The sequence below is a fragment of the Herbaspirillum sp. C7C2 genome, from assembly GCF_022627865.1.
Classification (GTDB): Bacteria; Pseudomonadota; Gammaproteobacteria; order Burkholderiales; family Burkholderiaceae_D; genus Herbaspirillum; species Herbaspirillum frisingense.
Genome location: NZ_JABXGI010000028.1, coordinates 41,708 through 48,318, shown reverse-complemented (window position 1 = coordinate 48,318; position 6,611 = coordinate 41,708). Strand labels below are relative to the sequence as shown.

7 protein-coding genes are annotated in these 6,611 nt (G+C 63.1%); 5 read left to right on the top strand and 2 right to left on the bottom strand.

Annotated elements, in window-relative coordinates; translation table 11 throughout:
- Positions 1–305: 305 nt before the first annotated feature.
- From HWE04_RS22510 to HWE04_RS22490, 5 genes are all read left to right on the top strand, one after another.
- Positions 306–1,115, top strand: a complete 810-nt coding sequence (locus HWE04_RS22510; protein WP_241813752.1) for an SIMPL domain-containing protein — start codon at positions 306–308, stop codon at positions 1,113–1,115.
- Between the two features lie 89 nt (positions 1,116–1,204).
- The gene (locus tag HWE04_RS22505; RefSeq protein WP_006712893.1) at positions 1,205–1,735 is read left to right on the top strand and encodes a hypothetical protein; all 531 of its coding nucleotides are present in this window, start codon (positions 1,205–1,207) and stop codon (positions 1,733–1,735) included.
- Between the two features lie 226 nt (positions 1,736–1,961).
- Positions 1,962–2,606 (top strand): phosphatidylserine decarboxylase, encoded by a 645-nt coding sequence (locus HWE04_RS22500; RefSeq protein WP_006712895.1) that lies wholly within the window; start codon positions 1,962–1,964, stop codon positions 2,604–2,606.
- A 76-nt stretch (positions 2,607–2,682) separates the two neighbouring features.
- Positions 2,683–3,543, top strand: a complete 861-nt coding sequence (pssA, locus tag HWE04_RS22495; protein WP_006712897.1) for a CDP-diacylglycerol--serine O-phosphatidyltransferase — start codon at positions 2,683–2,685, stop codon at positions 3,541–3,543.
- A gap of 197 nt (positions 3,544–3,740) precedes the next feature.
- The gene (locus HWE04_RS22490) at positions 3,741–4,241 is read left to right on the top strand and encodes a hypothetical protein (protein WP_241813751.1); all 501 of its coding nucleotides are present in this window, start codon (positions 3,741–3,743) and stop codon (positions 4,239–4,241) included.
- Positions 4,242–4,245: 4 nt separating this feature from the next.
- On the opposite strand, the gene HWE04_RS22485 is transcribed toward HWE04_RS22490, so the two are convergent.
- Complete coding sequence (locus tag HWE04_RS22485; RefSeq protein ID WP_241813750.1) at positions 4,246–5,040, bottom strand: alpha/beta hydrolase; 795 nt, start codon at positions 5,038–5,040, stop codon at positions 4,246–4,248.
- Positions 4,997–6,496, bottom strand: coding sequence for a sensor domain-containing diguanylate cyclase (locus HWE04_RS22480; RefSeq protein ID WP_102664712.1), 1,500 nt, complete (start codon positions 6,494–6,496; stop codon positions 4,997–4,999). The genes HWE04_RS22485 and HWE04_RS22480 overlap by 44 nt, the downstream gene beginning before the upstream one ends.
- Positions 6,497–6,611: the final 115 nt, after the last annotated feature.

Here is a 6,611-nt window from a genome sequence, read left to right as displayed (position 1 = left end):
TGGGCGAGAAGCTGCGCGCCATGATGCCCTGGATCAAGGCCAACAAGCTGGTCGATCAAAGCAAGAACTGATCTGCCACTTGCGCAGAAAAACGCCACGGTTCGCCGTGGCGTTTTTTTTCGCCCCTGCACCGCTGCACATCGATGCGGATGACGGGGGGGGCGCGAGCTGAAGGGCCATGTCGTTACCGCTTGTTGCATTTGCTCAAGAACCAAGCGGATGGGCAGTCGTCGAAGTGCAGGGTGAATGACTTGAATATGAAGTTATCATCACCCGTCCACGATCAAGAATAAAGAGGATCCCCTATGACACCTTCCCGCAAACTGATGTTGGGCGCCGCATTGGCGACCGCTTGCCTGGCATCGCAGGTCCAGGCGCAGACTACGGCGCAAGCCCAGGGCAGCATGCCGGCTGCCGTCGCCACCACCGGTACCATGGTAGTGGTCCCCGCCAATGGCGAGATCAGCGTAGCCAATGACCAGGCCCGCGTGACCCTGCAGGTTGAAGAGCAAGACAAGGACAAGGCCACCGCTGCCTCCCGCGTGAACCAGAAGATGAAGCAGGGCATCGAGCTGTTGAAGCGCCAGGACCCGCAAGCCACGCTCAAGAGCTACGGCTACTACACCTATGCGGTCTATGCCGAGCCGCCCCAGGTCACGCCCCAACAACCGCGTCAGCCGGCCAAGGCCCGCGCCGTGGTGGGCTGGCGCGTCGGCCAGTATCTGGAGATGACCACCGAGAACCTGAGCGCACTGCCCAAAACTGTGGCGTCGGCACAGAGCCTGTTGAACCTGAACGGCCTGCAGTTCGGGCTGAGCCCGGCGGCGGCCCGCAAGCTGGATGCGGCCCTGGTCAATGCCACCTATCGCAACCTGGAAGAGCGCGTCGGCTTCATCGCCAACGCCATGCATCGCGCTCCGTCGGACGCCGTGATCGAGACAGTCGACTTCGAAGGCTCGGGCAACTATGCGGCGCCGGCTGCCGCCCCCATGGCCAAGGCCGCCATGATGCGTTCGGACATGGTGCAGGAAAACGCCAGCGTGGCCGAACCCAGCTTCGAGCCGGGCGAATCCACCGTCAACATGCGTCTGGTCGGCAAGGTGCGTTTCAAGTAGGCAGGACCGGTGTCAAGAACTGTCAGCCTGCACGGGCTGACAGGGGCGGGAGGCTATAATCGGCCTCCCTTTCCGTTTTAAGGATCCACATGCGGAACATCGCCAAGCTCATCCTTCCCGTCGCGGCCGTCCTGCTGGCCGGTAGCGCCCATGCCGACATCTGTGCCGACCTGCGGGCCATGCAGCAGCAGGCCCCCTCGCATTTCGACGGCTGGAAGAAGGATGGTCAGGACTCGGTCGTCAAGGGCGACAAACGTGGCCCCGTCTACCTGTCCAATTTCATGCTCGATGGAGCCGAGGTCTGCACCATCTCCAGCAACTCCTCCGTCTATTCCTGCGTCTGGCGCCTGGCCTCGCCGGCTGATCTGGGGCGCGCCTACCAGCGCATGGTCAATGACATCAAGGCCTGTGCGCCGCTGGGCAAGGAACCTGCCGGCATCATCGCCGACGAACCTCAGCAGCGCAGCCAGGGTGACCTGCGCCAGGTCACCGAAGTGACCGGTTTCGACTATGCCGACGTCGAAGCGACCGTGCTGGTCGGCCAGATGCAGTTGACCGGACCGAAAGGTCTGGCGCGCAATGAACTGAAGTTCAGCTTCTCGCATCCCCAGCCCCGCTAGCGGCCGCTCGTCTGTACGGCCGCCACCGCCCCTCCCGGGTCGACAGCCACCGCCGGTGTCGACCCGCCCCGCGGGCGGATTGGCAAAACCTCTCCCAGACCGTCAAATAGCGCCCGCCAAGCGCCCCGGGCGGTGCATTTCGTTGCATTTAACGGGCGCTGGACTAGAATAGGCACGCTTTTACTTTTGAACTTTCCGCGAGCACTGCGCGATCATTGGAGCAACATTGAACAATAACCACTATCCCCACCCCATTATCGCCCGCGAAGGCTGGCCCTTCCTGACCATCGCCGTGGTCGTGGCACTGCTGGCCACCTATTTCTGCGGCGCCTGGTCCTTCCCGCTGTGGATCATCGCGCTGTTCGTGCTGCAGTTCTTCCGCGATCCGCCGCGCGTGATCCCGCAGGCCGCCAATGCGGTGCTGTCGCCGGCCGATGGCCGTATCGTGGTGGTGGCCCGTGCCCATGATCCCTATACCGACCGTGAAGCCCTGAAGATCAGCGTCTTCATGAACGTCTTCAACGTCCACTCCAACCGTTCCCCGGTGGATGGCAAGATCGAGAAGGTGCAATACTTCCCCGGCAAGTTCGTCAATGCCGACCTCGACAAGGCCTCGCTGGAGAACGAACGCAATGCCCTGGCCATCACCACCACCAGCGGCCACAGCGTGACCTGCGTGCAAGTGGCCGGCCTGATCGCCCGCCGCATCCTGTGCTACGTCAAGGCCGGTGACACCCTGGCCCGTGGCCAGCGCTACGGTTTCATCCGCTTCGGCTCGCGGGTGGACGTGTACCTGCCGCTGACCGCTATCCCCAAGGTCAGCGTGGGTGAAAAGGTTTCCGCGACCGAAACCATTCTGGCCGAACTCTGATCACACCTGCATAGCCTGCACCCGCCGCCGTATGGATGAGGCGGGTGGTTTTCTGCATAACCTCTACTGGACATCGATGCCAACACTAAGACGACGCAAGGCCAAGGCCGGCATTCCCTTCCCGAAATCCCTGCGCAAGCCCAAGGCGGCGCAACTGGACGAATCCGGGCAGGTGGTGGTGCGGCGCCGGTCGCGCGGGATCTACCTGTTGCCCAATGCCTTCACCACGGCCGCGCTGTTCTGCGGTTTCTACGCCATCGTGATGGCGATGAACCTCAAGTTCGACTATGCCGCCATCGCCATCTTCGTGGCCATGGTGCTGGACAGCCTGGACGGCCGGGTCGCCCGCATGACCAATACCCAGAGCGAGTTCGGCGCCCAGTACGACAGCCTGTCCGACATGGTCTCCTTCGGTGCCGCGCCGGCGCTGGTGGTCTACGAATGGTCGCTGCGCGGCATGGGCAAGCTGGGCTGGCTGGCGGCCTTCGTCTATTGCGCTGGTGGCGCGCTGCGGCTGGCGCGCTTCAACACCAATATCGCGGTGGTCGACAAGCGCTACTTCCAGGGCTTGCCCAGCCCGGCCGCAGCGGCACTGGTGGCCGGTTTCGTCTGGCTCATGGATGACCTGCGCTTTGCCGGTACCGACCTCAGCTGGTATGGCTGGGTGATCACCCTGTACGCCGGCATCACCATGGTGACCAATGTGCCGTTCTACAGCTTCAAGGACGTCAATTTCCGCAAGCCGGTCCCCTTCATCGCCGCACTGCTGGTGGTGGTGGCGCTGGTGCTCATTTCCAGCGATCCGTCCAAGGTCTTGTTCGGCCTGTTCGTGCTGTACGGCCTGTCCGGCTATGGCGTCTATCTCTGGCGCCGTCTCAAGGGCCGCCCGGTCAGCATCGTGCAGACCAAGGATGAGCACGGGGACGAGCCGCATTGAGTTGTCCGGGTCATGGCCCTTCATGGTCATGACCATGCCAGCTACGCAGACACCCGGCCCCTTGCCGGGTGTTTTGCTTCCGGGCCAGTGCGGTTTTTCGGGGTCGCCTTCACATCCGGCAAGTTTTTGCTAAACTGCGTTCAGCGCTTTATATATTTCTTCACAGTTCGCAATCGCGACATGAATGAAAATAGATCATGGCAATCGATACCACACTGACATCGCTGGGCAGTCTGAACTCCTACGGTCTTCCCGCAGAGAGTGGCGCCAGCAATCCGGTCAAGGCCAGCGACAATCCGGCAGCGGTGGCGCAGGCCATCGAATTGTCGACCGATGCCTCGGCGATCGTCAGCCTGGGCGGCGCGGGCGCAGGCAGTGGCCAGGGGCAGAATGCCCTGACCTACAATGCTGCCGGCCTGTTTGATGCCATCGTCAGCGCCGGTTCGGCCGACAATACCTCCCCAGACCTGACCCAGAACCAGGCCAGCCAGTCCTATTACCAGGGCATCCTCGCCAGCATCACGACCCCGCCCACGAGCTCCGGCATCTATGACGGCAACGGGCAATTCAGCGGCAATGGTGGCCTGACATCCGATCTGTCGTCCCTGCTCAAGTCCGATCCCGGTTTCACCAGCACCATCGTTGGCGACCTGATCAATCAGGGCATCGTCGGCGGTCTCATTTCCACCACCGCCTGAGCGCTCACGCGCTTCCTACCGCAATCAGCCTGGCCAGTTGCTCGCGCAGGGCGGCGTCGTGCTGGCTGCGTTCGCTGATGCGGTGATCGACGCCGGGCAGGTCGATGATGCGGCAGTCCGCCGCCGTGGCGTGTTGCCGCACCAGCTCCGCCACCTCGGCGGGAATCACGGCATCCTCGCTGGCCCGCACCAGCGTGATGCGTCCCCGGTAGTGCGAAATCATCTCCAGTACCGCAGCTTCGCGCCAGCTGCCGGGGCGGCGCAGGGCTGTGCTGAATGCCGGTCCGAAGGGCAGGGCAAAGGCCGCGCCATCATAGATGGCACCTACCAGCGTGACCACGTGGGTGATCTGGTTCTCGGGTCGGCAGGCCAGGCGCAGGGCGATTTCCCCGCTCATGCTCACGCCCACCACAGTGCGTGGACCGACGGTGCAGCGCTCCAGCGCCGCCTGGGCTTCAGCGAGCCGTTTGGAAAGGGAATTGGGATGCACGGCGCTGCTGGCGCCGTGGCCGGAAAAATCGATGGCCGCGCTGGCGCATCCCAGCCGGGCCAGGGTCTGGCGTAGCGGCCACTGGCGCTGCCGGTGGCCTTGCCCGGCACCATGCAGCACCAGGGTATGGACGGCCTGGCCGTCCGCGGCACGGATGAGGTCGGCCGCCAGCGTTTCGGCGCCGACGGCCAGGGCCAGTTCTTCCTGCAGCAGGCCGTCAGCGAGCTGGAGGGTGGTGGGAGTGGCGATGGGAGCGGTGATGGCTTCAGTCGCCGGGATGGCGGCGTTCCAGGCTGGGGCTGCTGGCATAGAAGTGGCGTTTGGCTTCATACATCAAGGCATCGGCACGTTGCACCACGTGCTCCAGACGCTCACCCGGGGTGGCGGTGGCCGCGCCCATGGACAGGCTCAGCGTCACGCCGGAGTAATACTGGTTGTTGATCTCCACCAGCTTCTGGATCTGGTCCATCAGCAACTGGCAGCCGCGCTCGTCGGTAGCCGGCAGCAGGATGGCGAATTCGTCGCCGCCGGTGCGCGCCACGCTGCCCGGACGTTCAACCGCCTTGCCCAGCACTTCGCCCACCCGGCGCAGCAGGCCGTCGCCGGTGGCATGGCCGAGCTCGTCGTTGACTTCCTTCAGGCCGTTCAGGTCGGCCACGATCACGCTGACCGGGAAGGGGCCCTTGCGCTCCAGGCGGTTCAGTTCATCGACCATGTAGGCGCGGTTGTGTAGCTTGGTCAGCTCGTCGTGCTTGCCCAGGAATTCCAGGTAGGCCTCGGCCTTCTTGCGGGCAGTGATGTCGGTCAGCGCCACCAGCACCAGGTCCCAGTTGTCTTCGTGACCGGGGAAGACAGAAAACTGCAGATGCACGTGCAGCGTATCGCCATTAAGCGCGTAATTGACCACTTCGCGGTGGTGCAGCAGGTTGCCGTTCCACAGCTCGATCAGCTGCTCATTGAAGTGCGGCCGCATGTCATCGCGGAACACGTCCGACAGGCGCGAGAGCAGGGTGGCCTTGTCCGGCGCGCCGAACATGGACAGCGTCTGCAGGTTGACGTCGATGACGCGGATTTCCTGCATGCAGCGTTCCACGAACTCGGGGTGGACGTCGGTGAAGGTGCGGAAATCGGTGATGCCGATACGGTGCAGGTCGTCGAAGAGCCGCTTGACGGCGCTGAAGTCCTCCACCCACAGCGAAATGGGCGAATACTCGAACAGCCCGCGCGCATAGTTTTCGCTGCGCGAGAGTTTCTTGCGGGCGGTTTCGCGTTCGGTGACGTTCTCGATGGCCAGCAGCACGTAGTCCCAGCTCTCTTCGCTACCCGGCATGATGCGACCGGACAGCTGGATGTCCAGCCGCCTGCCGCCCAGGGTGTAGTTGACGGTATAGCTGGAGAAGGTCGAACCGCCGTTCCAGAGCTGCACCATTTCGTCGATGAAGGTGTCGATCATGTCGTCCCGGAACACCTTGTCCAGGTTCGCCACCAGATGCGCCAGGTCGCGTGCCTCGTACCATTCCAGGGTACGGCGGTTGACGTCGACCACCTTGATCTGCATGGCGCAGGCCTGCGCCCGCGAGGTGTCCTGGGTCAGGTAGCTGCGCAGGTCGGTGACACCCTCGGCGCGCCATTGGTCGAACAGGCGCTTGAGGCCGCTGTAATCCTCTTTCCACAAGGAAACCGGAGTCAGGTCGAAGGTATCTTTTTCTGAAAGCGCCGGGATAGCGGCCGGCGCAGGGCTTGCTGGAGGCTGATCGTTCTGCATAACACTTCATCTTTTGCTGATGCTGAAGTGTAATGGTTTGCATGCTCTCCTGCACATCTTCGCCGGCCGTTTGCGTAAATTCACGCCATTGTTTGCGCTATTACCGTGAAAACCG